The sequence below is a fragment of the Pseudomonas sp. PGPPP4 genome, assembly GCF_002256045.1.
Taxonomy (GTDB): domain Bacteria; phylum Pseudomonadota; class Gammaproteobacteria; order Pseudomonadales; family Pseudomonadaceae; genus Chryseomonas; species Chryseomonas oryzihabitans.
Genome location: NZ_NKID01000007.1, coordinates 20,936 through 46,301, shown reverse-complemented (window position 1 = coordinate 46,301; position 25,366 = coordinate 20,936). Strand labels below are relative to the sequence as shown.

24 protein-coding genes are annotated in these 25,366 nt (G+C 67.5%); 13 read left to right on the top strand and 11 right to left on the bottom strand.

The genetic code is table 11. The features are described from left to right. Positions 1–113: 113 nt before the first annotated feature. A complete protein-coding gene (locus CFE50_RS13855; protein ID WP_165904676.1) occupies positions 114–284 on the top strand; it encodes a hypothetical protein in 171 nt (56 codons plus the stop codon). Between the two features lie 94 nt (positions 285–378). Here CFE50_RS13855 and pyk read toward each other — a convergent pair whose 3' ends face one another. Continuing rightward, positions 379–1,830: a pyruvate kinase gene (gene pyk, locus CFE50_RS13850; RefSeq protein WP_007162037.1), complete on the bottom strand. Its 1,452-nt coding sequence runs from the start codon at positions 1,828–1,830 to the stop codon at positions 379–381. A 196-nt stretch (positions 1,831–2,026) separates the two neighbouring features. Between pyk and CFE50_RS13845 the strand changes: the two genes are divergently transcribed. Together CFE50_RS13845 and CFE50_RS13840 are read left to right on the top strand one after the other, a co-directional pair. Next, positions 2,027–2,413: a tetratricopeptide repeat protein gene (locus tag CFE50_RS13845; RefSeq protein ID WP_007162036.1), complete on the top strand. Its 387-nt coding sequence runs from the start codon at positions 2,027–2,029 to the stop codon at positions 2,411–2,413. A gap of 56 nt (positions 2,414–2,469) precedes the next feature. Next, positions 2,470–2,832, top strand: a complete 363-nt coding sequence (locus tag CFE50_RS13840; RefSeq protein WP_007162035.1) for a PilZ domain-containing protein — start codon at positions 2,470–2,472, stop codon at positions 2,830–2,832. Here CFE50_RS13840 and CFE50_RS13835 read toward each other — a convergent pair. Genes CFE50_RS13835 through CFE50_RS13825 form a run of 3 tightly spaced genes read right to left on the bottom strand, consistent with a single transcriptional unit; the run spans position 2,817 to position 5,825 of the window. Further along, positions 2,817–3,635, bottom strand: a complete 819-nt coding sequence (locus tag CFE50_RS13835; protein ID WP_286734369.1) for a hypothetical protein — start codon at positions 3,633–3,635, stop codon at positions 2,817–2,819. The genes CFE50_RS13840 and CFE50_RS13835 overlap by 16 nt on opposite strands. Continuing rightward, positions 3,632–4,627, bottom strand: a complete 996-nt coding sequence (locus tag CFE50_RS13830) for an AAA family ATPase (RefSeq protein ID WP_286734366.1) — start codon at positions 4,625–4,627, stop codon at positions 3,632–3,634. The genes CFE50_RS13835 and CFE50_RS13830 overlap by 4 nt, the downstream gene beginning before the upstream one ends. Next, positions 4,605–5,825, bottom strand: a complete 1,221-nt coding sequence (locus tag CFE50_RS13825) for a DUF4350 domain-containing protein (RefSeq protein WP_241807852.1) — start codon at positions 5,823–5,825, stop codon at positions 4,605–4,607. The genes CFE50_RS13830 and CFE50_RS13825 overlap by 23 nt, the downstream gene beginning before the upstream one ends. A gap of 108 nt (positions 5,826–5,933) precedes the next feature. On the opposite strand from CFE50_RS13825, the gene sbcB reads away from it, so the two are divergent. After that, a complete protein-coding gene (gene sbcB, locus CFE50_RS13820; protein WP_286734363.1) occupies positions 5,934–7,379 on the top strand; it encodes an exodeoxyribonuclease I in 1,446 nt (481 codons plus the stop codon). A 275-nt stretch (positions 7,380–7,654) separates the two neighbouring features. Here sbcB and mvaT read toward each other — a convergent pair whose 3' ends face one another. After that, positions 7,655–8,038 carry a histone-like nucleoid-structuring protein MvaT gene (gene mvaT, locus CFE50_RS13815; RefSeq protein ID WP_286734361.1) on the bottom strand — a complete coding sequence of 128 codons (384 nt, stop codon included), beginning with the start codon at positions 8,036–8,038 and terminating at the stop codon, positions 7,655–7,657. Positions 8,039–8,337: 299 nt separating this feature from the next. Between mvaT and purU the strand changes: the two genes are divergently transcribed. Both purU and CFE50_RS13805 read left to right on the top strand, forming a co-directional pair. Next, positions 8,338–9,189, top strand: a complete 852-nt coding sequence (gene purU / locus CFE50_RS13810) for a formyltetrahydrofolate deformylase (RefSeq protein WP_181110417.1) — start codon at positions 8,338–8,340, stop codon at positions 9,187–9,189. Then, complete coding sequence (locus CFE50_RS13805; RefSeq protein WP_181110440.1) at positions 9,161–9,412, top strand: hypothetical protein; 252 nt, start codon at positions 9,161–9,163, stop codon at positions 9,410–9,412. Before purU ends, CFE50_RS13805 begins: the two co-directional genes overlap by 29 nt. On the opposite strand, the gene CFE50_RS13800 is transcribed toward CFE50_RS13805, so the two are convergent. Together CFE50_RS13800 and nadC are read right to left on the bottom strand one after the other, a co-directional pair. After that, on the bottom strand, positions 9,400–9,621 hold the full coding sequence (locus CFE50_RS13800) for a hypothetical protein (protein WP_181125897.1): 222 nt from the start codon (positions 9,619–9,621) through the stop codon (positions 9,400–9,402). The genes CFE50_RS13805 and CFE50_RS13800 overlap by 13 nt on opposite strands. Before the next feature lie 109 nt (positions 9,622–9,730). Beyond that, positions 9,731–10,588, bottom strand: a complete 858-nt coding sequence (nadC, locus tag CFE50_RS13795) for a carboxylating nicotinate-nucleotide diphosphorylase (RefSeq protein ID WP_241807850.1) — start codon at positions 10,586–10,588, stop codon at positions 9,731–9,733. A gap of 285 nt (positions 10,589–10,873) precedes the next feature. Between nadC and CFE50_RS13790 the strand changes: the two genes are divergently transcribed. Then, positions 10,874–13,060 (top strand): DUF1631 domain-containing protein, encoded by a 2,187-nt coding sequence (locus CFE50_RS13790; RefSeq protein WP_181110420.1) that lies wholly within the window; start codon positions 10,874–10,876, stop codon positions 13,058–13,060. Positions 13,061–13,122: 62 nt separating this feature from the next. Here CFE50_RS13790 and CFE50_RS13785 read toward each other — a convergent pair whose 3' ends face one another. Next, positions 13,123–14,415 carry an NAD(P)/FAD-dependent oxidoreductase gene (locus tag CFE50_RS13785; RefSeq protein WP_241807848.1) on the bottom strand — a complete coding sequence of 431 codons (1,293 nt, stop codon included), beginning with the start codon at positions 14,413–14,415 and terminating at the stop codon, positions 13,123–13,125. A 254-nt stretch (positions 14,416–14,669) separates the two neighbouring features. Beyond that, positions 14,670–15,149: an MOSC domain-containing protein gene (locus CFE50_RS13780; RefSeq protein ID WP_181110421.1), complete on the bottom strand. Its 480-nt coding sequence runs from the start codon at positions 15,147–15,149 to the stop codon at positions 14,670–14,672. Positions 15,150–15,232: 83 nt separating this feature from the next. Here CFE50_RS13780 and CFE50_RS13775 point away from each other — a divergent pair, with 83 nt between their 5' ends. Next, the gene (locus CFE50_RS13775) at positions 15,233–15,709 is read left to right on the top strand and encodes an FAD/FMN-containing dehydrogenase (RefSeq protein WP_286734356.1); all 477 of its coding nucleotides are present in this window, start codon (positions 15,233–15,235) and stop codon (positions 15,707–15,709) included. Beyond that, positions 15,709–16,269, top strand: coding sequence for a 1,6-anhydro-N-acetylmuramyl-L-alanine amidase AmpD (gene ampD / locus CFE50_RS13770; RefSeq protein ID WP_286734355.1), 561 nt, complete (start codon positions 15,709–15,711; stop codon positions 16,267–16,269). The genes CFE50_RS13775 and ampD overlap by 1 nt, the downstream gene beginning before the upstream one ends. Here ampD and CFE50_RS13765 read toward each other — a convergent pair. Next, on the bottom strand, positions 16,266–17,063 hold the full coding sequence (locus tag CFE50_RS13765) for a TatD family hydrolase (protein WP_286734353.1): 798 nt from the start codon (positions 17,061–17,063) through the stop codon (positions 16,266–16,268). The two genes, ampD and CFE50_RS13765, sit on opposite strands and share 4 nt — an antisense overlap. Then, on the bottom strand, positions 17,060–18,052 hold the full coding sequence (cra, locus tag CFE50_RS13760; RefSeq protein WP_181110425.1) for a catabolite repressor/activator: 993 nt from the start codon (positions 18,050–18,052) through the stop codon (positions 17,060–17,062). Before cra ends, CFE50_RS13765 begins: the two co-directional genes overlap by 4 nt. 281 nt (positions 18,053–18,333) lie before the next feature. On the opposite strand from cra, the gene ptsP reads away from it, so the two are divergent. The 4 genes from ptsP (at position 18,334) to CFE50_RS13740 (ending at position 25,364) form a co-directional block, all read left to right on the top strand. Next, positions 18,334–21,216, top strand: coding sequence for a phosphoenolpyruvate--protein phosphotransferase (gene ptsP, locus CFE50_RS13755; protein WP_286734351.1), 2,883 nt, complete (start codon positions 18,334–18,336; stop codon positions 21,214–21,216). Continuing rightward, positions 21,213–22,181, top strand: coding sequence for a 1-phosphofructokinase (gene pfkB, locus CFE50_RS13750; protein WP_241807841.1), 969 nt, complete (start codon positions 21,213–21,215; stop codon positions 22,179–22,181). Before ptsP ends, pfkB begins: the two co-directional genes overlap by 4 nt. Continuing rightward, complete coding sequence (locus CFE50_RS13745; RefSeq protein ID WP_241807840.1) at positions 22,178–23,935, top strand: PTS fructose-like transporter subunit IIB; 1,758 nt, start codon at positions 22,178–22,180, stop codon at positions 23,933–23,935. Before pfkB ends, CFE50_RS13745 begins: the two co-directional genes overlap by 4 nt. A 73-nt stretch (positions 23,936–24,008) precedes the next feature. Further along, a complete protein-coding gene (locus CFE50_RS13740; protein ID WP_286734345.1) occupies positions 24,009–25,364 on the top strand; it encodes a chloride channel protein in 1,356 nt (451 codons plus the stop codon). Positions 25,365–25,366: the final 2 nt, after the last annotated feature.

Genomic DNA, 25,366 nt, shown 5'->3' with positions numbered 1-25,366 from the left:
GCTGTTCGTACCAAACCGGCTATTCTGCCACAGTCCGCCAGGCGCCCGCCGGACTCCCTTGACCTATGTGAGAATGAGAATATAGTGCATTTAAATGGGTGGGGAGCGAGACGATGCGTGAACAGCCGTTGACCAGCGTAGCCCTGATCGATGCCAGTCGCCTGGAAGCACGGCGGGAAGGGCGCTTGCGCGCGCTGCAGCGCGGCATCCTCATCGGCTGCAGCCTGGGTGTCCTGGGCGCTGCGGCCCTGCACCTGGCCTATCTGGCCGCTGGCGGTCGCTAGGGCTGCCTGACCTCGATCCGTCCAGAAAAAAGCCCCGCACAGGGGCCTGTGCGGGGCTTTGTCTTCAGCACCGGTTGAAAACCGGTGGCGGGGGTCAGACCAGCAGGTCGCCCACGCGGTACATCTTCATGGTGTTGGTGCCGTCACGCTTGGTGTAGCTGTCGCCCTTGGTCAGGATGACCCAGTCGCCGTGCTCGACGATGCCGCGCTTGAGCAGCTCGTCCACCGCGGCCTGGCTCACCTTGTTCGCCGGCATGGTGGTCGGGTCGAAGGGGATGGTGTGCACGTTGCGGAACAGCGCGGTGCGGGCCTGGGTGGCGCGGCTGGACGCGAAGGAGAAGATCGGCACCGAAGAGCGCAGGCGCGACATGATCAGCGGGGTGTAGCCGGTGTCGGTCAGGCTGATGATGGCCTTCACGCCGGGGAAGTGGTTGGCCACATAGATGGAGGCCAGGGCGATGCTCTCGTCCCAACGGGTGAAGGTATGGCCCAGGCGGTGGCTGGACAGCTTGCTGGTGGGCTGCTTCTCGGCACCGACGCAGACGCGCGCCATGGCCTTTACCGCTTCCACCGGATACTGGCCGGCGGCGCTCTCGGCGGAGAGCATCACGGCGTCGGTGTTGTCCAGCACGGCGTTGGCCACGTCGGAGACTTCCGCGCGGGTCGGCATGGGGCTGCTGATCATCGACTCCATCATCTGGGTCGCGGTGATCACCGCCTTGTTGAGGCGCCGAGCGTGGGAAATGATGCGCTTCTGGATGCCCACCAGCTCGGCGTCGCCGATTTCCACGCCCAGGTCGCCCCGGGCCACCATCACGGCGTCACTGGCATGGATCAGGCCATCCAGGGCTTCGTCGTCGGCCACGGCTTCGGCGCGCTCGATCTTGGCCACCAGCCAGGACTTGCCACCGGCGGCTTCCATCAGGCGACGGGCTTCGTGCATGTCTTCGGCATCGCGCGGGAAGGACACGGCCAGATAGTCGACCTCCATGGAGGCGGCCAGCTTGATGTCTTCGCGGTCCTTGTCGGTCAGCGCCGGAGCGGTGAGGCCACCGCCACGACGGTTGATGCCCTTGTGGTCGGACAGCGGGCCGCCGATCAGGGTGGTGCAATGCAGTTCGGTGGCGGTCATGCCTTCCACGCGCAGGACCACGCGGCCATCGTCCAGCAGCAGTTCGTCACCCACGCGGCAGTCGGTGACCAGGCCCGGGTAGTCGATGCCGACCACCTCTTCGGTGCCTTCGGTGCGCGGATGGGCGATGGACAGGCGGAAGGGATCGCCGACCTTGAGTTCGATGCGCTTGTTGACGAACTTGGCGATGCGGATCTTCGGACCCTGGAGGTCGCCGAGCAGGGCGACATGGCGACCGTGCTTGGCGGCGAGATCCCGTACCAGCTGACCACGAGCCCGGTGCTCGTCGGGCGTTCCATGCGAGAAGTTCAGGCGGGCGACGTCGATGCCGGCGATGATGAGCTGCTCGAGGACTTCCGGAGAATTGCTGGCCGGGCCCAGGGTGGCGACGATCTTGGTACGGCGATAAATCATGCAGTCTTTCCTTTAGCGGATTGCAACCATGAGTCGGCGCCTTAGCGCCGAGTCGACGTAGAACACGGAGCGCACCTCATTGTAGCGCTGTCGCGTGGCCAGCACATGACGGCTTTTCGCAGCTTGGTCACACCAATGGTCGTTTGTCCTCAAGAAGCGGGCCCCCGCGCCGATCTAGCGAGCAGGAGGACTTTCCATGCGCCCTTATCTCTGCCTGTTCCTGCTGCTCGGCCTCACCGGCTGTACCAGCGTCTCGATGAATTCCTATCTGGATGCCGCCTATAAATCCTATAGCGAAGGCGACTGCAACAATGCCTTGCTGCAGATATCCCAGGCTGAACGCAAGGGGCGGGCACGGCCCTGGCTGCAACCGGAATTTTCCATGCTGCGCGGCCAGTGTCTGGAGCAGCAGCAACTGTACGCCGACGCGGTCCAGACCTATCGTTTCATCCAGGTCCGGTTTCCGGCCAGCGAATACGCCTATCGGGCCCAGGCCCGACTGGACACCCTGCGCCAATTGGGGCTAGATGGCGGAACGGCCGTTGCGACGCCCCAACCGGTGCGAAAACTACCGCAGCGCTGAGCTTTCCAGGACGTTGTCGGTAAAGTGGCTTTACCGTGTGCAGGATGAATCGCACCATGACTCAGAATCGTCGTATCGAGCGCCACCAGCTGCCTTACTACCTGAAGGTGTTCAACCGCTTTACCGACAAGCCCATGGGCTACATCGGCAACATTTCCCGCGAGGGGCTGCTGATGATCAGCCAGCTGCCCATGCTGGTGAACGCGCGCTTCGAACTTCGGCTGAAGATTCCGGGGCAGGACGGTCAGCTGCATTTCGTCGACTTCGACGCCCGCTGCCAGTGGAGTCATGAAGACGTGACCCCGGGCAACTACGATTCGGGCTTCAGCGTCGCCGAGCCGCCGGCCGAATTCGCCGAATTGATCGACGTGCTGCAGCACTACTTCACCTTCGGCCGCCTCTCTCAGTCGGCGGCCTGATCCGGGTCACCGGCATTCCATAGCTGCAGCAGGCGGGTCTGCAGATCCGCCGTGGCGCCGGCCGCCAGCCAGCGGACGGGTCTTCGCTCCAGCCGCGCGGCCAGCCGCTCGCCCTGGATCCGGGCCTGCCAGGCGTCGGCATAGCGGCGCGCATCGCGCCAGCTGCGGATGTCGTCGGGTTCCGCCACCTGCTGTCGTGCGGTGTCGACCAGCCAGAGCTGCAGCCCGCGCCGGGCCAGATCCAGACGGCCGAGCCAGACCGCCAGCTCTTCATCCAGCGGTGCCGCCACCACCAGGACACTGCCCGGGCGCGCCTGACGGCAGAGCCGTGCCAGCGCTGCCCTGAGATCGCTCACCGCACCTGACAGCCGCACCGGCAGTTCGGCTGGCGTCAGGCGGCAAGCAGCCCTGCCTGCCGCCAGCAGCCGCAGCTCGGGACCGAGACCATAGAGCCACAGCTCATTGCCACTGGCCGCCAGGGCCTGCCCGAAACCCAGCACCTGGTGGTGGTCGCCTGACCGCTCGGGCTGTCCTCGTCCCTGCTCGGCCGGGCTGGCGATCAGCAGGTGCAGGGGGGTATCCGCGCGCAGGCGTGCCCTGGAGGCCAGCGCGGCGAGCGGCGGATGCTCACCACTCTCCCGCCGGCGCCGGCGGGCGTTCAGCCGCCCCATAACGCTCAGCCCCAGCAGCAGCAGGGCACCCGCCGCCGGCAGGCCCTGCCAGCGCAGGGGCGCCAGTCCGCCCAGGATCAGACTGAGCAGCGCCAGGGCGACCAGCGCCAGAGGCAGGCAGCGCTGGATCATGGGCGCGGTGCCGGACACTGTCCCAGCAGCTTGAGGATCTGGCCGTCCAGGCTGTCACCCTCGAATTCGCGTTCAGGCGTCAGCCGCAGCCGCGGCCGCAGCACGGCGGGCAGCAGGCTGCGCACATCCTCGGGCGTCACGCTGTCGCCACCGCGCAGAAAGGCCTGTGCCTGGGCCAGGCGCAGCAGGGCCTGACCGGCGCGCGGTCCGGCGCCCTGTTCGAAGGCCGGCCATTCCCGGGTGAGACGGATCAGGCGCACGGCATGCTCCAGGACCGGCTCCGCAACCGGCAGGCCGGCCACCAGTCGCTGCAGCGCCGGCAGATCCCGCGCCTGCAGCAGGGGGCGCAGCGCCGCCGCTTCCAGGGGGTCGCCCTGACCCTGCTGCACGGCCTGGCGCAGGGCGGCCAGTTCCTGGCCTTCCGCCGGCCACTCCAGACGCAGTTGCACCAGGAAGCGATCCCGCAGCGTCAGTGGCAGCTCGCTGCCGGGGGGGCGGGTGGCGATCACCATGAAGGGCGCCGGCAGGGGCACCAGGCGACCGCCCAGACTCAGTTGGCGGCCCTGCAGGGCGTCGTCCAGCAGCTGGAGGACCGCCGGTGGCGCCCGATGCAGGTCTTCGAGCAGGACCAGGGAATTGAACAGTGGCCCGCGGCGCAGACGGGCACTGTCGCTGCCGACGTCCGTGACGATTTCGCCGGCCACCTCGGCAGGGGTCAGGGCCGGATGGCCGTGCAGCCGGGCGAAACCGGCATCCAGGCTGGCCGCCAGGGCGCGGGTCAGCAGCGTCTTGCCGGAGCCGGTGGGACCTTCCAGCAGCAGGTGACCGCCGGCCAGCAGGGTGGCGAGCAGTCCGTCCACGGCAGCGTCCTGCTGTGGCAGCACCTTGAGCAGGGCCTGCCGCAGGGCCTGCAGGCGGGTCAGGGCGCGGGCCTTGACGCCGGTGTCGCCAGCGTCCACCGGAGTGGCGTCAGGAGGGGAACTGTCGGTCATCGCAAGTCCTCGGGAGCGGGGGGCGCACGGCCAGGTGCAACAGGCGCAGCTGGACGATGCGGCGGGTGAAGGCGCGAGCGGAGAGGCGCGCCGGGCTGGGGCGCATCGCCTCGCCCACTGCGCGGGTGCTCAAGCCGCTTAGACGCGCAAGATATTGCCAGCGCTCGGCCACGCCCTGCTCGGCGAGTTCGGGGCGGCGGCGGTGCACCTCGCGCTGGACATCGCGCTGCAGGGTGGCGATCAGTTCCGGCCAGCGTTGGGCATCACGCCGTGGCGCCGGATTCTGCCGGCGGCGTCTCAGCCAGATCCCTGCCGCCAATGTCAGCAGTCCAAGGGCCAGGCCATAGCGTTGCAAGGCGTCCAGCCACAGGGGGAGCGGTGGCGCCGGGGCGATCAGGGTTACCGGCGCGCCCTGGGTGAGGTACCACAGCAGCCAGGCATTGTCGTATTGGGCGAGATGGGCGTTGCTCCAGAGGTCGCTGTCCGACAACAGGGTCACGCTGCCATCGCCCCAGGGCAGCATCAGCATATGGGTGGCGCTGGCGCTGCTGGCCCAGGCCACCGCCTGATCGCCGACATCGAACAGATGGCGACTGTCGTCGAAGCCGAGGTAGGCGGGGGCGTCGTCCTCGGCGAGATAGAGTTGGGTCAGGTTGGGCCACAGGGGCAGCGCCATGATCGGTGGGGCGGCGCCGCCCAGTTCGCGGGTCGCCATGGGACGCACGCCCAGGGTCGCGCTGAGCGCCAGGGTGCTGTCATCGGCGACGGCCACCAGCCTGCCGCCCGCCTCGACCCAGTCCAGCAGCGCCTGGGCCTGAGCCTCCGCCAGGGGCGGGTTGCCGGCCAGCCAGAACCTGACGTCCTCGGGCGGTAATTCGCCGAGCTGCTCGGGTTGGCCGCGCTGCACCCGGCTGCCAAAGTGCTGCAGGTAAGCTGCCGCCAGGACCTGGGGATCGCTGCTGCGGGTGGTCGCGGCGAGTTGGGTGGCGAGCTGGCGCGCGGTCCGGCTGTCGAGTCCCTGATGGGTCAGGCGCAGGCTGGCCGGGCCGCTGTCGGTCTGCGGCGGCAGGGGGCAGGACAGCGGCTCCTGCTGGGCCAGACAGGCCAGCGACAGGGTCAGCGCCCAGACGGCGGCGCCCAGGCGTACGCCGATACTTCGGCACCTGGAGCGAACGGAGAGCCGATCGACTGAACGCATGGGAAGGTGGGATACGCGGGAGACGGACGCCAGAGCCTAGCGGGTGCGGGCGCCCGGGAGCAAGGCGCGCGACGATGCTAGACTGCGCCGATTCAAGGGGAGGGCGGTGTGACGCAAAGTATCTTCTGGTACGACTTCGAGACCACGGGCGTCGATCCACGGCGGGATCGTCCGCTGCAGGTGGCCGGAGTGCGTACCGATCTGGACCTCAACGAAATCGAAGCGCCGCTCAATCTGCATTGCCAGCTGAGCGAGGACGTCCTGCCCCATCCGGCAGCCTGCCTTGTCACCGGTATCCTGCCTGCCACCCTGCAGCGCCTGGGGCTGCGCGAGCGGGACTTCGTCCAGCGTCTGCATGAGGAGCTACGGCGCCCCAACACCTGCAGCGTCGGCTACAACAACCTCAGATTCGACGACGAAATGGTACGGCACAGCCTGTACCGCAACTTTCACGACCCCTATGCCCGCGAGTGGCAGCAGGGCAACAGTCGCTGGGATGTGCTTGGCCTGATTCGGGCGCTCTATGCCTTTCGCCCGGAAAGCCTGGACTGGCCGCAGGACGAGCAGCGCGTTTCCCTGCGCCTGGATCGCCTGACCGTCGCCAATGGCATCGAACACGCCCAGGCCCATGACGCCCTGGCGGATGTCCGCGCGACCCTGGCGCTGGCGCGCCTGGTCAGGCAGCGGCAGCCAAGGCTCTATGACTATCTCTGGACGCAACGCCAGAAAAAGGCGGCGCTGGCGCGCATTCGTCTGCTCGAACCCCTGTTGCATGTCTCGGGACGCTTCAGCGCCGAGCGGCATTTTCTCGCCCCTGTCCTGCCGCTGGCCTGGCATCCGGTCAATCGCAATGCCTTGATCGTCTGCGACCTCGGCCTGGCGCCGGAGCCGCTGCTGGACCTGGACGTCGAGACCCTGCGCGAACGCCTCTATACCCGGCGGGATGCGCTGGCCGAGGGTGACCTGCCGGTGCCGCTCAAGCTGGTACAGGTCAACAAGTGTCCGATTCTGGCGCCCTTCAGCGTCTTGCGTCCGGCGGACACGGAACGGCTGCACTTCGATCTGGCGGCCGTCTGGCGCCGCGTCCGCCAACTGCTCGACCAGCGTGCGACCTGGCAACCCAAGGTGCAGGCGCTCTATGCCGAGGCATCCGGATTGGCCGCCCAGGAGCTGGAGGCCGAAGCACGGCTGTACGACGGCTTCATTGCCGCCGAAGAACGGCAACTCTGCGACCAAGTTCATCAATGTCCGGCCGAGCAACTTGGCAGTCGCGCCTGGCCCTTTCGGGATGAGCGACATCCAGAGCTGTTCTTTCGCTATCGGGCGCGCAACTTTCCCGAGTTGCTGACGGCGGAAGAAGAGGCTCGTTGGCGACAATTCTGTCGGCAGCGTCTGCTGGGTGAAGAGCAACAAGGTCATATGACCTGCACGCAGTTCCTCACCCTGACCGAACAATTGCGGCGGGAAGTCCCGGTTGATCAGGTGCCGATTCTCGAGGCTTGGTCCGCTCATGTTCGAGCGGTGATGCAGCGATTGGATCGGGCGGTTGCCTGAAGTCGCAAAAGCCGGATACCGAGCCGAGACGCTTGTTAACCAAAAAAGAGTGGCAAGCAGCAGGGTCGGACGGACGCTATCCGACCGCGGTTTAAGCAGGGGGCAGGTGAAGGAGAAGTATTGCTCCGGAGATGAAAGCGCTTCGGGTACTGTGGTGCGGGGTATCGATAACAGCGAGCGGTTACCAGGCCTTACCTGGCTCCGCGCCTGGCAGGCTGCGGTAAACGCCTGCCAGGCGGGCAAAAAAAAACGCCGGCTGGCCGGCGTTCTTCTGATCAATCCAGCAGCGTTGCCCAGGATTCGACGTCGTCCGAACCCCATTTGGCTTTCCACTCTTTCAGCGTCTTGTGGTTGCCACCCTTGGTTTCAATCACTTCGCCATTGTGCGGATTCTTGTATTGCTTAACTTTGCGCGCGCGCTTGGGCGTACTGCCACTGCTGGCCTTGGGAGTACGCGCCTGGCGAGCGGGCTTGGCTTCGGTATCGAGAATGCCGATGATGTCGCGCAGGGATTTCTGATACTCGCCCATCAAGGTGCGGAGTTTCTTTTCGAATTCCAGCTCGCGCTGCAGTTTGTCGTCTTCTTGCAGCGACTTCAGGCGCTCCTGCAGTTCCTTGATGGCTTCTTCGGTCTGGCGGTATTCATTGATGAGCGACATAAACGGCCTTTGTTCTGAGTGATGCAGAGATGAAAGTCTGCATCGATCATAGATTGGCTATCGGGATAAGTAAACGGTTCGCCTGACAGATCGATAATTGCAGCCAGTTTCGTCGCAACAGCGAAGTTGTCGAATGCGCGCAACTTTCGGCAGGGCATTGGCGGAACTTGTCTGGTCTTACTTGTCCTTTGCAAAGTCTTTACCCCAGCTCTACCGTCGCGCGCTATGGCGCCTTGCGCCGCTCGACGCTGCCGGCGACTGCGCCTAGAATGCAGCCCCTTTTCGTTCGAGGTTGTGCTATGCAAACGTTTCGTCTGGTGATCGCCTGTCCGGACGGGGTAGGTATCGTGGCCAAGGTCAGCAACTTCCTGGCGACCTATAACGGCTGGATTACCGAAGCGAGTCACCATTCGGATACGGAGAGTGGCTGGTTCTTCATGCGCCATGAGATCCGCGCCGATTCACTGCCCTTCGATCTGGCCGGCTTCAGTCAGGCCTTCGCGCCCATCGCGCGGGAATTCTCCATGCAATGGCGGATCACCGATTCGGCCCAGCGCAAGCGCGTGGTGCTCATGGCCAGTCGCGAATCCCACTGCCTGGCCGACCTGTTGCACCGCTGGCACAGCGGCGAGCTGGATTGCGAGATCCCTTGCGTCATCTCCAACCACGACACCCTGCGCAGCATGGTCGAATGGCACGGCATTCCCTTCTTCCATGTGCCGGTTGACCCCGCCAACAAGCAGCCGGCCTTCGACGAGGTCTCGCGGCTGATCGATCAGCACCAGGCCGATACCGTGGTCCTGGCGCGCTACATGCAGATCCTGCCGCCGGATCTCTGCGCGCGCTATGCCCACCAGGTGATCAACATTCACCACAGCTTTTTGCCGTCCTTCGTCGGGGCCAAGCCCTATCACCAGGCGGCCCAGCGCGGCGTCAAGCTGATCGGCGCCACCTGCCACTACGTGACCGAAGAGCTGGATGCCGGGCCGATCATCGAGCAGGACGTGGAGCGCGTCAGCCACCGGGACAACGTCGAAGACATGGTGCGCCTGGGCAAGGACGTCGAGAAGATGGTGCTGTCCCGCGGCCTGAGATACCACCTGCAAGAGCGGGTCATGGTCCATGGCAACAAGACCGTCATCTTCGACTGACCGCGAACGGCCAGCGGCGGCGCCCGGTACCGCGGCGCCACCACCGCGCCTGGGCGAGGGCTGTCTGGCGCGCTATGACCTGCAGGCCATGACGGAGGAGGGCGGCGCCGACTTCAGTGCCGCCGCCGCGCTCTGGCAGCAACTGCAGGCACGGCAAGAGCACGAGGACGCCGCAGCGGACGCCCCGGACAGCGGGGATACGGACTCGACTCAGAGGTCCTGAGCGGTGGCCTCGGCGCTGGTCTTGGCCTTGAGATCGGCGATCTTGCGGACCTCGGAGGCGAACACCTCGTCCTGCACGGTCGGCCGTTTCTTCCAGGGTTTGCGGTCGGGCTTGGGTTGAGCGGCGTAGGTGACGATTTCGCCACCGTAGACATCCTGATAGCGCTGGGCCTGGCGTTCCAGTTCAGCGCGAAGTTGATCTTTGGTCACGGGTTCGATCTTGTTCGAGTGTCGCGAGAGGCGAGCGGTCGTCAGGGCCGCTCGGAGCCGGTGCGCAAAGGGCGCGGCTGCGGAGTCTAGCCGCCGCGAGGTGCTTTGCCTATCCCACCCGATCCAGGATGCGCATGGACAGGTCGATGGCCTTGACGTCCTTGGTCAGGGTGCCGATGGAGATGTAGTCGACACCGGTCTGGGCGATGCCGAGCAGGGTGTCCTGGTTGACGCCACCCGAGGCCTCCAGCTTGGCCCGGCCGGCGGTCAGGGCCACCGCCGTGCGCATGTCGGCCAGGCTCAACTCGTCCAGCATGACGATGTCCGCGCCGGCGCTCAGGGCCTGTTCCAGCTCCTGCAGATTTTCCACCTCGACCTCCACCGGACGCCCCGGCGCCAGTTGCCGGGCGGTGGCCACGGCCTGGGCGATACCGCCACAGGCGGCGATGTGGTTTTCCTTGATCAGGAAGGCGTCGAACAGGCCGATGCGGTGGTTGTAGCAGCCGCCGCAGGTGACCGCGTACTTCTGGGCGCGGCGCAGACCGGGCAGGGTCTTGCGGGTATCCAGCAGCCTTACGGAGGTGTCCTGCACCAGGTCGGCATAGTGCCGGCAGCGGGTGGCGGTGCCGGACAGCAACTGCAGGAAGTTCAAGGCGCTACGCTCGCCGGTGAGCAGGGCGCGCGCGGGGCCCTGGAGTTCGAACAGGACCTGGTCGGGCGCGACCCGCTCGCCGTCGGCCACCTGCCAGCGGACCTCGACCGCGGGATCCAGCACCCGGAACACCTCGTCGACCCAGGCCGTGCCCGCCACCACTGCGGCCTCGCGGGTGATGATCCGCGCCCGGGCCTGCTGGTGAGCGGGGATCAGACCCGCCGTGAGATCACCACTGCCGACGTCTTCGCGCAATGCGGCTGCGACGTTTTCGGTGATGACCTGGGCGAGATCGGCAGAGGTGGCGCTGGACATGAACGGACTCCGGTAGGGATAGCGGCGGACGCGCGGGCAACTTTAGGGGAGGTTGACGATCTGAGATAGACAACGTTGAGTTATTCTAAGGGCAGGCGCTGACAGACAGGTGCCTTGTGAACCCTGTCATGTACTGTGCAGATGCCGATTGGTCGATGCCTTAGCAAAGCAAATAATGGCACATCGACAACGTTTCACCTCGCGGCCAGGGCGGCCAACGTTGTTCAATGCTCCTGTAGTGGAACGCGATTCAGCCGAACGCAAGAACGGTTGTGGGAGGCGGTGGTGCAGAACGACGTAAACGTAGTTCATTTCAAGGCGCTCGGGGAATCTTCTTCCCGATTGCCTGCAGTGCTTTTACCGGTCAGGGATCGCGCCGCTCAGCGACTCAATGCCTCCTTGCAGCAGCTGTTCGACAACGCCGACGACGCGCTGTTTGAAATGGCGGATCGCGCCGGTAGCAACCAGGAACAGAGCCTCTATTTCGAAGCGATGCGCGATCTGCGTCTCCGGCGTAAGACTATCGAGCGCAGCTTTCTCCAGCAGTATTTCGAGCGTTTCGCCGCGCTGAACAATCTGGTCGGCAGCAAGCCGGAGATGCGCCTGGACAGCGTCTCCTACGAGGACCTCAGCCTGGTGCAGAACGATGCGCTGGAAGAGAGCGTCGCCGTGGATACCATGGTGGCCAAGGCGCTCAGCAACAACGCCATGGCCATCAGTCACCTGACCATCAGATTCAATACCCAGCTGTCGAGCAAGCTGGACGACTCGACCCATCCGCTGGGCCCGCGCCGCCTGTGCGAGGCCTTCGTCGAAGCCTGTCGCGATCTCGACACCGACATCAAGGTCAAGCTGATCATCTACAAGCTGTTCGAGCGTTTCGTGCTCAACGGGCTGGGTCAGCTGTACGCGGAATCCAATCGGCAGCTGGTCGACGCGGGCGTACTGCCCCAGCTCAAGGCCATCCCTCAGCAGGTGCCGAGCCGCTCGGCCAAGGGCTACAGCGGACGCACCCCGGCCCACGTCAACAGCGAAGACGATGGCCAGGAGCTCTTTGGCACTCTGCAGGGCCTCCTGGCCCAGCTGCGCACGCCGGGCAGCGCCACCCTGGGTGGCGGCATGGCGGTCGATGAGGGCGCCGCGACCGGTGATGGCCAAGCCATCACCAGCTACGACCTCATGCGGCTGCTGTCGCACCTGCAGCAGCAGATTTCCGGCCAGTCCCTGGAAGGCTATGACCTCAAGGCGCAACTGGGGGTGGCCCTGGGTCGCATCAGCGAGCGCTCGGGTCGAAAGCGCGTGGTGGGGCAGGTCGACGAAGACGTCATCAATCTGGTGGCGATGCTGTTCGAATTCATTCTCGACGACCTCACCCTGCCGGATTCGCTCAAGGCGCTGATCGCTCGCCTGCAGATTCCCATGCTGAAGGTCGCGGTCCTCGACAAGACCTTTTTCAGCCGTGGCAGCCATCCGGCCCGGCGGCTGCTCAACGAGATCGCCGCCGCCTCCCTGGGCTGGGGCGAGCAGAGCGATCTGCAGCGCGATGGCCTCTATCAGAAGATCGAGCAGATCGTGCAGCGCCTGTTGTCCGACTTCGTCGACGATCCGGAGATCTTCGCCGAGCTGCTGGCCGACTTCATGGCCTATGTCAGTGACGAACAACGGCGCAGCGAATTGCTCGAGCAGCGCACCCGCGACGCCGAGGAAGGCCGGGCGCGCGCCGAGATCGCCCGCTTGCAGGTCGAGCACGTGCTGAGTCAGCGCCTGCAGGAGCACCCGTTGCCGGCCGCCGTGCAACGCGTCCTGCGCGAGGCCTGGAGCCAGGTGCTGCTGCTGACCTGCCTGAAGCAGGGCTACGACTCCAGCGAATGGCGCGCAGCGCTCAAGACCATGGACGATCTGATCTGGAGCATCCAGCCGCACCACGACGTGGCGTCCCGCCAGCGTCTGCTGGAAATGGTACCCGGCCTGCTCAAGGCGTTGCGGGAAGGCCTGGCCAGCGCGGCCTTCGATCCCTTCTCCACCTCCGAATTCTTCACCGAACTGGAATCCCTGCACGTCCAGACCTTTCAGCAGACCCGTCCCGAGCTGGCGGATGCGGCAGCGGACACCGCGAGCGTGGCACCTGCCTCGCCTGCTGCCGAGGAACCCTTCGAGCTGCCACGCGCAAGCGAGCGGATCACCGGGCTGACCAGCGACTCCCTGGAGTGGGTGGATGCCCTTTCGGTAGGCGCCTGGCTGGAGATCCAGGACGTCGAGCAGAAGCTGCGCTGCAAGCTGGCCGCGGTCATCCGGCCCATGGGGCGCCTGGTGTTCGTCAATCGGACCGGCATGAAGGTGCTGGATCGCACCCGCGAGGAACTGGCGCTGGATTACCAGGAAGACCGGGTACGGCTGCTGGACGATGCCTTGCTGTTCGACCGGGCCATGACCTCGGTGATCGGCAACCTGCGGGGCCAGTCGCCCTCCTGAGGTCGCTGCGACACAAAAAAGCCGTCCCTCGGGACGGCTTTTTTCATGCCTGGGCCAGGGGCCTAATGCAGTTTGAGGCGCGGCTCGGTCTTGCGTCTAAGGTGATCGCCGGCAAACAGCGCCAGGGCGCGCAGCGGGCCATAGAGGGCCACCTGGTGCATCCGGTAGAGCGAGACATAGAAGGTCCGCGCCAGCCAGCCTTCCAGGGTCAGACTGCCGAGGGCACCGCCCATGAGATTGCCCACCGCGCTGAAGCGCGACAGCGAGATCAGCGAGCCGTAGTCCTTGTAGACGTAGTCGGGCAGCGGCTTGCCTTCCAGGCGCGCCTTGAAGGTCTTGACCAGCAGGGAGGCCTGCTGGTGGGCGGACTGGGCGCGCGGCGGCACGGTACGGGTGTCGCCGGGGGTCAACGGGCAGGCCGCGCAATCGCCCAGGGCGAAGACGTTCGGATCACGGGTGGTCTGCAGCGTCGAGTTGACCACCAGCTGGTTGATGCGGTTGGTCTCGAGGCCCGCCAGGTCCTTGAGAAAGGCCGGGGCGCGGATACCGGCGGCCCAGACCCTGAGACTGGCCGGGACGAATTCGCCTGCGGTCTGCAGGCCGTCGGCGCGGACCTCCTTGACCGCCGAGCCGGTCAGCACCCGCACGCCGAGCTTTTCCAGGGTGCGATGCGCCTGGCCGGCGATCCGTTCGGGCAGGGCCGGGAGGATGCGCGGACCGGCTTCGACCAGGGTGATGCGCAGGTCTTCGGGGCGGATGCGATCCATACCGTAGGCCTGCAGCTCTTCGGCGGCGTTGCGCAATTCGGCCGCCAGCTCCACGCCGGTGGCACCGGCGCCGACGATGGCCACCTCGATGAATTCACCCGGCTGTTCGCTGACATGGGCGCGCAGGTAGTGGGTCAGCAGTTTGCGATGGAAGCGTTCGGCCTGGGCCCGGGTGTCGAGGAAGATGCAGTTTTCCGCGGCGCCCGGCGTGCCGAAATCGTTGGTGGTGCTGCCGATGGCCAGTACCAGGGAGTCATAGCCGATCTCTCGTTCCGGGACCAGGACGGCGCCGTCGTCCTCGATGGCGGCCAGTTGCACCTTGCGGCGCTCGCGATCCAGGCCGGTCATGCGTCCGAGCTGGAATTCGAAGTGGTTCCACTTGGCCTGGGCGACATAGCTCAGTTCGTCTTCGGTGGAGTTGAGCGAGCCGGCGGCCACCTCATGCAGCAGCGGTTTCCACAGGTGGGTGGCATTGGCGTCGATCAGCACGATCTGCGCCTGATCGCGCTTGCCCAGGCTACGGCCCAGGCGGGTAGCCAGTTCCAGGCCGCCGGCGCCGCCGCCGACGATAACGATGCGATGGGTCATGGAGAGCACTCATAGAGAAGGAAAGCGTGAGCCGGACCGGGCGCGTCGCCGCGTGCGGGCGCAGTCCCGGGCCGGTAAGAATCTGGGGTCGTCGAAGCGCGCGAATCGAGACATCTAGCAAGGAAGATGGGCGAAATGTCGTGACTTTCAAGGTAAGCGGCCTGCATCTGCTCTGGCAGGGACGTCTGCGGCGACGAGAGGTAGCGCTAGTTTAACCGGGCTGGCCCGGCCATTCGACCCTAGGGAAACTGGGGTCAATCCAGGACCTCCAGCCGATCGCCCAGGCGAATGATGCCGCTTTCCAGGACCCGGGCCGTGAGACCGCCGTGGCCGCGCATGGCCTGGAAGGTCCCTGGCCCGAGGCGTTCTTCCAGGCGCGCGCAGGGCTGGCACCAGCCGGTGGTCTCCAGCACCGCCTGGCCGATGCGAAAGCGCCGATTCTTCAGGCTGAACAGATTGATCCCGGCAACGGCCAGATTGCGGCGCAGGTCGGCGGGCGCGACCGCCTTGCCGATCAGTGCGGCCACCACCGGCAGGTGTTCCCACTGGATCAGGGTGACCTGGCGCTGGTTGCGCGGGGTGGGACGGGCGTGATCGCCGGTCAGACCGGCGTCACGCCGGGCCTCCACCGCATCGATCTCGACCATGGGTGCGCGGGAGGCGGGTCGCACGCCGATCCAGCGCACCTCGCCGGACTGGGGGACGTGGGCGAGCAGTTCTTTGAGGGGGATCATGGGGCTCCTCGACGCGATGGTGGTGCCAATCCGAGCGGTAGGGCAGGATAGCGGCCTCGATAGACCGTTCAAGAGAGGATGCCATGCGCGCTGGAGTTCTGGCGTTGTTGCTGTCGTGTCTGCTGCTGCCCCTGACCGCCCTGGCGCTCGAGCCGGGTGAGCGGGTGGCGCCCTTCACCCTGCTCGATCAGCGTGACCAGCCCTATACCTTCGACGACCAGCTGCAGGTCCTGCTGGTGGCGCGCAGCATGAGCGGCTCGGGGCTGGTCAAGGAAGCCATGCGCGATCAGCCGGCAAACTATATCGACGGCAGCCGGGTGGCCTACATCGCCGACATCAGCAGCATGCCGGCAGCCATCACCCGGATGTTTGCCGTGCCGGCCATGCGCAAGTATGGCTACCGGGTCCTGCTCGACCGCGAATCGCGCATCGTGCCGCGCTTTCCCGGCGCGGCCGACAAGGTGCTCTGGGTGACCCTCGACCATGGCCGTTTCGTCGGCCAGCGTGAATTCAGCGACGCCAGCGCGCTGCGCGACGCGCTCAAGGCCAAGGCGCGCTGATGGACGGGGTGTTCGTCGATGGCTGGTATCGCGAGGCGCGGCTGTGTCCTTCGCCCAACCACAACGAACGCCCGGCAGGGACAGAGGTGTCCCTGCTGGTGATCCACAACATCAGCTTGCCGCCCGGACAATTCGGTACCGGCTGCGTCCAGGCCTTCTTCCAGAATTGCCTGGATCATTCGGCCCATCCCTTCTTCGCGGAGATCGCCGAGCTGAAGGTGGCGGCGCACTTTCTCATCGAGCGCGACGGGACGGTGACCCAGTTCGTCTCCTGCGCCCAGCGCGCCTGGCATGCCGGCGTCTCGTTCTTCGACGGACGCGAGAACTGCAACGACTTCTCCCTGGGCATCGAACTGGAAGGCACGGACGACCTGGCCTACACCGACGCCCAGTACCGTGCCCTGGGGCGGCTGACGCGGGCGCTGCAGCGCGCCTATCCGGCGATCACCGCGGAACGTATCCAGGGCCACAGCGACATCGCCCCGGGGCGCAAGACCGATCCCGGTCCGGCCTTCGACTGGGCGCGGCTGCAAGGCGAATTGGCGGTCGAGGAAAACTAGGCGAGGCCGGCGGCGTCCCAGCCGAACACCGCGCAGGCATTGCGGGTGGTGACGGTGGCCAGGGTCTCGGGCGAGACCTGCCAGAGCGGCGCCAGGGCCGCGCAGATGGCCGGCAGATGGGTGGGGCTGTTGCGCACGTCCGGATGCATGGCGGGCGGCATGTCGGGGGCATCGGTCTCCAGCACGATGCCTTCCAGCGGCAACTGTGGCAGTACTCGCTGCAATCGCTTCGCCTGCGGCCAGGTGGGTGCGCCGCCCAGGCCGATCTTGAAACCCAGACGCAGGTATTCGCGGGCTTCTTCGAAGCTGCCGGAAAAGGCATGGGCGATGCCGGCCCGGGGTGGCTTGAGACGCTTCAGGATCCTGACCACATCGGCATGGGCGCGGCGCACGTGCAGCAGCACCGGCAACTCCAGCTCCATGGCCAGGCGCACCTGCTGTTCGAAGAACCAGGCCTGGCGCGCCTTGTCCGGCGTCTCGATGAAATAGTCCAGACCGATCTCGCCCAGGGCGCAGAGGCGGGGATCGCTGCGGCGTTCCAGGCAGAAGGCTCGGAGCGCTTCGACATCGGCCTCCTGATGACGCTGCAGGTACAGCGGATGCAGGCCAGGCGCCGCATGGAGGCCGGCATTGGCCGTGGCGACCCGCCAGAGTTGCGGCCACTGGCTGCGTTCGACGCCGATCAGCACCTGGCGGACCACCCCGAGGCGCGCGCACTCGGCCAGCAGGGCCGGTCGCGCGGCGTCGAAGTCCGGATAGTCCAGGTGATTGTGGGTATCGATCAGCAGACTCATGACAGGCGGCGTTTGAGGACCCTCGGGATGGCTTGGACACCGGGCAGATAGTGGTCGTTTTCCAGGGCGTCCAGCATCAGTTCCAGGGCGCGCTCGGTGATGACCTCGTGCTGCTGGGAGATGGCGTTGACCTTGAATGGCAGATAGTCGAGCAACTGGGTGTCGCCAAAGGTGGCCAGGCGCAGGGTATCGCCCTCAGCCAGCGGATGATCGCGCAGCACGTCCAGCACGCCCTGCAGCAGGACGTAGGAGGTGGTCAGCAGCGCCTCGGGCCAGTGGCCGAGTTCTTCGATCATGGCCAGCGCCTGGGCGCGACCGCCTTCCCGGCTGTAGTGGGGCGCATGCCGCTCCCAGTGGCGTGCCGGGTGATCGGCGAGGGCGGCGGCGAAGCCGGCGGCGCGGGCGCGGCTGATGGCGAGGTCGGGGCGGGCGCCGATCAGGGCGATGCTGTGGGTGTCCGGCGTCAGCAGGGTGGCGGCCAGTTGCCGGCCGGCGGTGTGGTCGTCGCTGACCACCGAGCAGAATTGCGCCGGATCGAGCTGGCGATCGATGGCGATGATCGGGATGCTGTGTTCCTGCAGCTGGCGGTAGGGGGCGTCGTCCTCGGCCAGGCTGCTGGCGGTGAACAGGCCGTCGCAGCGGCGGGCGCGAAACAGCGCGATGAGCTGGCGTTCGCTGTCGGGATTGTCGTCGGTGCAGGCGATCAGCAACTGATAGCCACGCGCCCGTGCCCGGCGTTCCAGCTGCTTGGCCAGGCGTGCGTAGCTGGGGTTTTCCAGGTCGGGCAGCAGGAAGCCCAGGGTGTGGGTGGCCCCGCGGCGCAGACCGGCGGCGCGCTGGTCGGGCTGGTAGCCGTGGGCTTCGACCACGGCCATGACCCGCGCCACGGTGGCCGCGCTGATGCGCCTTTGCGCCGCTTTGCCGTTGATGACATAGCTGGCGGTGGTGAGGGATACGCCGGCCAATTGGGCGATGTCGCTGAGTTTCACGCCTGTTCCTCGTGGGACCTGAAAGGCCTGGCGCTGTACGGCGCTGGCGAGACGGTCTTTATTGTGTGTTGTGCTTCAAGGATCGGCGATTATCGAGTAACGTTCCAGTCCCATTGGGTGAAACGTTTCAGCTTTCTGTTGTCCGAGGGCTGGCACGAATCTGCCAAGGGCCCTGTCACGCCTCTCCCGACGCGATTGCAGGGCTGAGCGAGCCGGCAAGCATCTATTACAAGAAAGGCACGGCGCCAGGATCAGGCGCGCGGCGCCGGAGGTATCCTTCCATGTTCGAACTCAATGCCCAGCATATCCGCATGGCCCAGCAGGCGCCCGACAAGGCGACCGCCCTGGCCATGCTCGCCGAGTCCCTGGTGACCGATGGCCTGGTCGCCCCGGGTTATCTCGACGGGCTCAAGGCCCGCGAGGCCCAGGGCTCCACCTACCTCGGCCAGGGTATCGCCATTCCCCATGGTACGCCGCAGACCCGCGACCAGGTGTTCGTCACCGGCGTGCGGATGATGCAATTCCCGCATGGCGTGGACTGGGGCGACGGTCAGCTGACCTACCTGGCCATCGCCATCGCCGCCAAATCCGACGAACACCTGCGCATCCTGCAGCTGCTGACCCGCGCCCTGGGCGAGAGCGATCTGCAACAGGCGCTGCGCGACGCCCGCGAACCCCAGCAGATCCTCGACCTGCTGCAGGGGGCGCCCCAGGCCCTGGCGCTGGACGAAGAACTGGTGCAGCTGGCCATCGATGCCGAGGACCTGGAAGACCTGGCCTGGCAGGGTGCGCGTATGCTCAAGCACATGGAATGCGTGGGGGCCGGTTTCGCCGGTGCCCTGCAGGCCAGCCAGCCGCTGCCCCTGGGCGACGGCCTCTGGTGGCTGAACAGCGAGACCGCGGTGAAACGTCCCGGCCTGGCCTTCGTCACCCCGCTGCAGACCCTGCAGGTGCAGGAGCAGCCGGTACGCGGCCTGTTCTGCCTGGCCAGCCTGGGCGAGGGCCATCGCGCCCTGCTCGAACGCCTCTGCGACCTGCTCGTCGCCGGCCGTGGCCAGGAGTTGGCCCAGGCCACCTCCCGTCGCGCCGTGCTCGAAGCCCTGGGCGGCGAAGTCGCCCCGGACTGGCCCAGTGCCCAGGTGGTGCTGGCCAATGCCCATGGCCTGCACGCCCGTCCGGCCAAGGAGCTGGCGCGGCTGGCCAAGGCCTATGACGGCGAGATCCGCGTGCGCGTCGACCACGGCGCCCCGGTCTCGGCCAAGAGTCTGTCGCGGCTGCTGGCGCTGGGCGCCCGGCGCGGCCAGACCCTGGAATTCCTGGTCGAGCCCGGCACCTCGGCCGAGGCCGCGCTGAACGATCTGATCGGCGCCGTACAGGCCGGTCTTGGCGAAGAGGTGGAACCGGTCACCGCCAGCGCCCCGGCTCCGGCCGGTGCCGCGCGGGTCACCGCCATCAGCCTGGTGGACCCGTCCGAACAACTGCCGCTGGCCCCGGGCGATCGCGCCCAGGCCGTGGCCGCCGCTCCCGGCCTGGCCGTGGGCCCGGCCCATGTGGTGGCGCCCCAGCACTTCGACTATCCCGCCACCGGTGAAGGCGCCGCCGCCGAGCGCCAGCGCCTGGACGCGGCCCTGGCCGCGGTACGCGCCGACATCGAGGCGCTCATCGCGCGCAGCGAGGCCAGCGCCCTGCGCGAGATCTTCCTGACCCACCTGGAAATGCTGGAAGACCCGGATCTGCAGCAGGGCATCGCCGCCCGGCTCAAGGCCAACGTCAGCGCCGCCGCGGCCTGGGACGCCCAGATCGAGGAGGCGGCCAGCCAGCAGGAAGCCCTGCACGACCGGCTGCTCGCCGAGCGCGCCGCCGACCTGCGCGACGTCGGTCGCCGGGTACTGGCCCAGCTGTGCGGCGTCGAATCCGCCCGCGAACCCGCAGAACCCTATGTGCTGGTGATGGACGAGGTCGGTCCGGGCGACGTTGCGCGGCTGGACCGTGAGCGCGTCTGCGGCATCCTGACCGCCCGTGGTGGCGCCAGCTCCCACAGCGCCATCGTCGCCCGCGCCCTGGGCATTCCCGCCATCGTCGGCGCCGGGCGCCGCGTGCTGGACCTGGCGCCGCGCAGCGTGCTGCTGCTCGATGGCGACAAGGGCACCCTGGAAATCGCCCCGGACGCCAGCCGCATCGAGGCCGTGCAGCGCGAGCGCGAGGTCCAGGCCGAGCGCCGCCGCGCCGCCGAGGCCCAGCGTTTCGAAAGCGCCACCACCCGCGATGGCCACCACGTCGAGATTGCCGTGAACCTGGGCGATACCGCCCAGGCCGCCGCCGCGGTGGAGCAGGGCGCCGAAGCCGTCGGCTTGCTGCGCACCGAACTGGTGTTCATGAGCCATGACAGCGCGCCCGATGAGGCCGCCCAGGAGCAGGAATACCGCCGCGCCCTCGATGGCCTGGCCGGCAAGCCGCTGGTGGTGCGCACCCTGGACGTCGGCGGCGACAAGCCGCTGCCCTATCTGCCGCTGCCGCCGGAAGAGAACCCCTTCCTCGGCATTCGCGGCATCCGCCTGACCCTACGTCGTCCCGAGCTGCTGGAAACCCAGCTGCGCGCCCTGCTCAAGGCCGCCGATGGCCGGCCGTTGCGGATCATGTTCCCCATGATCGGTCGGGTCGAGGAGTGGCGTCAGGCACGGGACATCCTTGCGCGCCTGCGCCAGGAGATCCCCACCACCGATCTGCAGGTCGGCATCATGATCGAGGTGCCCTCGGCCGCGCTGCTGGCCCCGGTGCTGGCGCCGGAAGTGGACTTCTTCAGCGTCGGTACCAATGACCTGACGCAATACACCCTGGCCATCGACCGCGGGCATCCGCTGCTGTCGGGCGAGGCCGACGGCCTGCACCCCAGCGTGCTGCGCCTGATCGACATGACGGTGCGCGCCGCCCATGCCCATGGCAAGTGGGTCGGCGTCTGCGGCGAGCTGGCCGCCGATCCCCTGGCGGTGCCGGTGCTGGTCGGCCTGGGCGTCGACGAGCTGTCGGTTTCGGCGCGCAGCGTGCCCCTGGTCAAGGCCCGGGTCCGCGAACTGGAGTTGCGCCAGGTGCAGTCCTGCGCCGCGCGCGCCCTGGCGCTGGGTACCGCCGCCGAGGTGCGGCAGAGCGTGGAGGCCCTGCGATGAGCCGCATCCTCACCCTGACCCTCAACCCGGCGCTGGACCTCACCGTCCAGTTGCCGGAACTCAAGCCCGGCGCGGTGAATCGCAGCGAGGCGGTGATCGTCCATGCCGCCGGCAAGGGCATCAACGTCGCCCAGGTGCTGGCCGATCTCGGCCATGACCTGACGGTGAGCGGCTTTCTCGGGGCCGACAACGCGGCCGCCTTCGAAGCCCTGTTCGCCCGCCGCGGCTTTACCGACGCCTTCGTCCGGGTCGCCGGCGAGACCCGCAGCAACCTCAAGCTGGCCGAGGCCGCGGGTCGCATCACCGACATCAACGGGCCTGGCCCGGAGGTGTCCGCCGCGGCCCAGCAGGAATTGCTCGAGACCCTGGATCGCCTGGCGCCCGGTCATGACGCCGTGGTGGTGGCCGGCAGCCTGCCGCGTGGGGTAAGCCCCGAGTGGCTGGCCGCCCTGGTCGGCCGCCTCAAGTCGCTGGGCCTGCCGGTGGCGCTGGACACCAGTGGCGCCGCCCTGCGCGCCGCCCTGGCCGCCGGTCCCTGGCTGATCAAGCCCAATACCGAAGAACTGGCCGAAGCCTGCGGCGCTCCGGCCGAGACCGCGACCGAGCAGGCGCTGCTGGTCGAACAGCTGCGGGCCCTGGGCATCGAGCACCTGGTGATCTCCCAGGGCGCCGATGGCGTGCGCTGGTATGGCGCCCAGACCCTGGAGGCGCAGCCGCCCAAGGTCACCGTGGCCAGCACCGTCGGGGCGGGGGACTCCCTGCTGGCCGGCATGCTGCACGGCCTGCTCACCGGCCAGTCGCCCGAGCGCACCCTGACCACGGCCACCGCCATCGCGGCCCTGGCGGTGACCCAGATCGGCTTTGGCATCAATGATCCCGCGCAACTCGCCGTCTTCGAAGACCAAGTGCAGGTGCGCGTCCTTCCCGACTTTCCGCTAGAACAAGAATCAGGGGTAAACCCATGAACATCGCCATCGTCACGACCTGCCCGACCGGCATGGTCACCAGCGTGCTCAGTGCGCGCCTGCTGGACGCCGCCGCCCAGCGCCGCGGCTGGACCACCAGCGTCGAGATCCACGACGGCCCCGAGGCCACCCTGCTGACCGACGACCAGGTGGCCCGCGCCGAACTGGTCGTGGTCGTCCACACCGGCGCGGTCGACCTGTCGCGCTTCGTCGGCAAGCGCGTCTACCGCGCTGCCCCGGCCGAAGCCCTGCGCGATGTCGATGCCTTCCTGCAGCGCGCTTCCAGCGAAGCCAAGGTGCTGGAACAGGCCCCGGCGGCCGGTGGTGCTGCCCCCAGCGCTCCCGCCAGTGCCAGCGAAACCCCGCGGCTGGTGGCCATCACCGCCTGCCCGACCGGGGTCGCCCACACCTTCATGGCCGCCGAGGCGCTGCAGAACGCGGCCAAGAAGCTCGGCTATCGCCTGCACCTGGAGACCCAGGGCTCGGTGGGGGCGCGCAATCCGCTGCCGGCCGAGGCCATTCGCGATGCCGACGTGGTGCTCTTGGCCACCGACATCGAGGTCAATGTCGAGCGCTTCGCCGGCAAGCGCGTCTATCGCTGCGGCACCGGGGTCGCCCTCAAGCAACCCGAGGCGACGATCAAGAAGGCCCTGGCCGAGGGCGAGACCCTGGCCGGCAGCGCCGCGCCAGCGGCGGGCGAGGGCGCCAAGCCGGCCAAGAAGGAAGGCGCGGGCGTCTACAAGCACCTGCTCACCGGGGTGTCCTACATGCTGCCGATGGTGGTGGCGGGCGGTCTGCTGATCGCCCTGTCCTTCGTCTTTGGCATTGAGGCCTTCAAGGAGCAGGGCACCCTGGCTGCGGCGCTGATGCAGATCGGCGGTGAATCGGCCTTCAAGCTGATGGTTCCGGTGCTGGCCGGCTACATCGCCTACTCCATCGCCGACCGCCCGGGTCTTGCCCCCGGCATGATCGGCGGCTGGCTGGCGGCCAGTCTGGGCAGCGGTTTCATCGGCGGCATCATCGCCGGCTTCCTGGCCGGCTACGTGGCCAAGGCCATCGCCCAGCACGTCAGGCTGCCGGCCAGCGTCGAGGCACTCAAGCCGATCCTGATCATCCCGCTGTTCGCCAGCCTCATCGTTGGTCTGGTGATGATCTATCTGGTCGGCACCCCGGTGGCTGGCGCCCTGAGTCGACTCACCGACTTCCTCAACAACCTGGGCACCAGCAACGCCGTGCTGCTCGGCCTGATCCTCGGCGCCATGATGTGCATCGACTTCGGCGGCCCGATCAACAAGGCCGCCTATGCCTTCACCGTCGGCCTGCTGGCGTCCAAGACCTATGGGCCGATGGCCGCCACCATGGCTGCGGGTATGGTGCCGCCCATTGGCATGGGCATCGCCACCCTGCTGGCCCGGCGCAAGTTCGCCCAGAGCGAGCGCGAAGCGGGCAAGGCGGCGTCGGTGCTGGGGCTGTGCTTCATCTCCGAAGGGGCGATTCCCTTCGCCGCCAAGGACCCGCTGCGGGTGATCCCGGCCAGCGTGATTGGCGGTGCCCTTACCGGCGCCCTGGTTATGCTGTTCAACTGCAAGCTGATGGCGCCCCACGGCGGCCTCTTCGTGTTGCTGATCCCCAACGCCATCAGCCACGCCTGGCTGTATCTGGCGGCCATCGCCGCCGGCAGTCTGGTGACCGGGGTCATCTACGCGGTGCTCAAGCGCAACGAAGCCGCCACCGAGCTGGTGCCCGCGGCCTGATCCGGATCCTGGCGATACCGCTGTAACAAGAGGTTACACTAGGAGGGTCCCGCCTCCTGGTGTCCTCTTCTCCATGTCCGATCCCGTCTATCCCGATACCGATCCCGAAGTCGCCGCCCGGCGTCGACTGCATCTGCTGCGCCATCGCCGGCGCCGTCGGCTGCGCCAGTGGCGCCAGCGCATCGCCTTCTGGGTCGGCGCGGTGCTGGTGGGCCTGGCGGGTCTGGGCTTCGCCTGGCTGGCCGACGCCTCCTTCGGCCTCTTCGAAAAGATGCTGCAGCACAGCGCCCTCTGGCCCTGGCTGGTGACGCCTCTGGGCTTTGCCGGGCTGGTCTGGCTGACGCAAGGCGCGCTGCGCGATGCCCGTGGCAGCGGCATCCCCCAGGTCATCGCTACCCTCGAGCGCCCCGAAGCGGACCTGCGCGCGCGGCTGCTGGCGCCACCCATCGCCCTGGCCAAGCTGCTGCTCACGGCCGGCGCCCTGCTGGTGGGCGGCTCGGTGGGTCGGGAGGGGCCCACCGTGCATGTCGGCGCCGCCTTGCTCTACGGCTTCGGCAAGCGCCTCGGCCTGCATGGTCGCCGCACCCTGTCCGGACTCATCCTCGCCGGGGGCGCGGCCGGGATCGCCGCCGCCTTCAACACGCCCCTGGGCGGGGTGGTCTTCGCCATCGAGGAACTCACCCACACCTTCGAGCAGCGCTTCAGCGGCCTGGTGCTGACCGCCGTGCTGCTCGGCGGCATCGTCACCCTGGGCATCGTCGGCCCCTACAGCTATCTCGGTGCCCTGGACCTGCACCTGACCTGGGGCCTGGGCTGGATCGGCGTGGCAGTGATCGGCGTCATCGGCGGACTGCTCGGCGGTTGCTACGGCCGCCTGGTGCTGCCCACCGAGCGCGGCTGGCTGGGCCGCCTGAATGCCCTGCGCGGGCGCCGCCCGGTGGCCTTTGCCGCCGGCTGTGGCCTGCTGCTGGCGGCGCTGGGGCTGTTCTCCGGCCAGCACGTGTTCGGCACCGGTTACGCCGAGACCCATGCCATCCTGGCTGGCGAACCCGTGACCGGCGGCGACTTCCTGCTGTGGAAATTCCTCGCCAACGTCGTCTCCTACCTGGCCGGGGTGCCGGGCGGCCTGTTCTCGCCCTCGCTGGCGGTGGGTGCGGCCCTGGGCCCCTGGCTGGTCGACTGGCTGCCGGGCGTCAGTCTGCCGCAATGCGCCTTGCTGGGGCTGGCCGCCTACCTCGCCGGGGTCACCCGTACCCCGCTGACCGCCACCGTCATCACCCTGGAACTGGCCCACAGCCCGGACATGGCGCTGCCGGTGCTGGCGGCCTGCCTGCTGGCCGCTGCCGTCTCCGGCTGGCTGATGCCGGTGCCGCTCTACCATGCGCTGTCGCAGCAGGTGCTCAACGCCCTGACGCCCCGCCGCGACTAGCC

What these genes read in the sequence shown, in the direction of transcription:
- CFE50_RS13805 (WP_181110440.1), top strand. Translation starts at nt 9,161, where the DNA reads ATGGCAACAAGACCGTCATCTTCGACTGACCGCGAACGGCCAGCGGCG.
- CFE50_RS13840 (WP_007162035.1), top strand. Translation starts at nt 2,470, where the DNA reads ATGACTCAGAATCGTCGTATCGAGCGCCACCAGCTGCCTTACTACCTG.
- purU (WP_181110417.1), top strand. Translation starts at nt 8,338, where the DNA reads ATGCAAACGTTTCGTCTGGTGATCGCCTGTCCGGACGGGGTAGGTATC.
- CFE50_RS13775 (WP_286734356.1), top strand. Translation starts at nt 15,233, where the DNA reads ATGCGCGCTGGAGTTCTGGCGTTGTTGCTGTCGTGTCTGCTGCTGCCC.
- CFE50_RS13835 (WP_286734369.1), bottom strand. Translation starts at nt 3,635, where the DNA reads ATGATCCAGCGCTGCCTGCCTCTGGCGCTGGTCGCCCTGGCGCTGCTC.
- CFE50_RS13785 (WP_241807848.1), bottom strand. Translation starts at nt 14,415, where the DNA reads ATGACCCATCGCATCGTTATCGTCGGCGGCGGCGCCGGCGGCCTGGAA.
- nadC (WP_241807850.1), bottom strand. Translation starts at nt 10,588, where the DNA reads ATGTCCAGCGCCACCTCTGCCGATCTCGCCCAGGTCATCACCGAAAAC.
- CFE50_RS13845 (WP_007162036.1), top strand. Translation starts at nt 2,027, where the DNA reads ATGCGCCCTTATCTCTGCCTGTTCCTGCTGCTCGGCCTCACCGGCTGT.
- CFE50_RS13780 (WP_181110421.1), bottom strand. Translation starts at nt 15,149, where the DNA reads ATGATCCCCCTCAAAGAACTGCTCGCCCACGTCCCCCAGTCCGGCGAG.
- pfkB (WP_241807841.1), top strand. Translation starts at nt 21,213, where the DNA reads ATGAGCCGCATCCTCACCCTGACCCTCAACCCGGCGCTGGACCTCACC.
- ampD (WP_286734355.1), top strand. Translation starts at nt 15,709, where the DNA reads ATGGACGGGGTGTTCGTCGATGGCTGGTATCGCGAGGCGCGGCTGTGT.
- CFE50_RS13855 (WP_165904676.1), top strand. Translation starts at nt 114, where the DNA reads ATGCGTGAACAGCCGTTGACCAGCGTAGCCCTGATCGATGCCAGTCGC.
- CFE50_RS13745 (WP_241807840.1), top strand. Translation starts at nt 22,178, where the DNA reads ATGAACATCGCCATCGTCACGACCTGCCCGACCGGCATGGTCACCAGC.
- ptsP (WP_286734351.1), top strand. Translation starts at nt 18,334, where the DNA reads ATGTTCGAACTCAATGCCCAGCATATCCGCATGGCCCAGCAGGCGCCC.
- CFE50_RS13765 (WP_286734353.1), bottom strand. Translation starts at nt 17,063, where the DNA reads ATGAGTCTGCTGATCGATACCCACAATCACCTGGACTATCCGGACTTC.
- CFE50_RS13825 (WP_241807852.1), bottom strand. Translation starts at nt 5,825, where the DNA reads ATGCGTTCAGTCGATCGGCTCTCCGTTCGCTCCAGGTGCCGAAGTATC.
- mvaT (WP_286734361.1), bottom strand. Translation starts at nt 8,038, where the DNA reads ATGTCGCTCATCAATGAATACCGCCAGACCGAAGAAGCCATCAAGGAA.
- CFE50_RS13740 (WP_286734345.1), top strand. Translation starts at nt 24,009, where the DNA reads ATGTCCGATCCCGTCTATCCCGATACCGATCCCGAAGTCGCCGCCCGG.
- CFE50_RS13830 (WP_286734366.1), bottom strand. Translation starts at nt 4,627, where the DNA reads ATGACCGACAGTTCCCCTCCTGACGCCACTCCGGTGGACGCTGGCGAC.
- pyk (WP_007162037.1), bottom strand. Translation starts at nt 1,830, where the DNA reads ATGATTTATCGCCGTACCAAGATCGTCGCCACCCTGGGCCCGGCCAGC.